Source organism: Mesorhizobium sp. M0239, from assembly GCF_040321815.1.
Lineage (GTDB): Bacteria > Pseudomonadota > Alphaproteobacteria > Rhizobiales > Rhizobiaceae > Mesorhizobium.
In genome coordinates, this window is the sequence record NZ_JAMYSG010000107.1 from 1 (window position 1) to 596 (window position 596).

General features: G+C 64.4%; 1 pseudogene. It reads left to right on the plus strand.

Annotated elements, in window-relative coordinates:
* Positions 1-596 (plus strand): annotated as a pseudogene (locus NKI99_RS33795) (IS4 family transposase); the annotation flags it as partial.

Sequence of the window (596 nt, forward strand, 5' to 3'; positions counted from 1 at the left end):
CATTCGAGCCTGGCCGTCACCCTCACCGGCACACCCCTCGGTCTGACGGCGGTGAAGTTCTGGACACGAACGAAATTCAAGGGAACGCTCGCGCTCAAGCGGCACATCAAATTCACGCGCGTGCCGATCGAGACGAAGGAGAGCTACCGCTGGCTGGAGAACTTGCGTCAGTCCATCGCGCTCGTGGGCGCACCCGAGCGCTGCGTGCATGTGGGTGACCGGGAGAGCGACATCTACGAGCTCTATTGCACCGCGCAGGACCTTGGTACCAGCTTCCTCGTGCGGGTGCAGACGAACAGGCTGGCCGAGCGGCCTGCCGATGCTGCCCCACACGATCCTGCTCATCGCGTCTTCGCCCAACTTGCGGCGGCGCCTCGGGCGGGACGGCATCGCATTACGGTCGATCAGGACGAGACGACCTGGCTGCAGGTGAAATTCGCCGCCACCAACACCTTGCCGCCCGTGGGCAAGCAGAAGCGCTACAGTCCGCAGGTTCTGACTTACATCCACGCCCTCGAAGAGGATCCGCCGCCCGGCCGCGAGCCGATCGACTGGAAGCTGGTGACCAACTTGCCGGTCGACGATCTCTCCGCAGC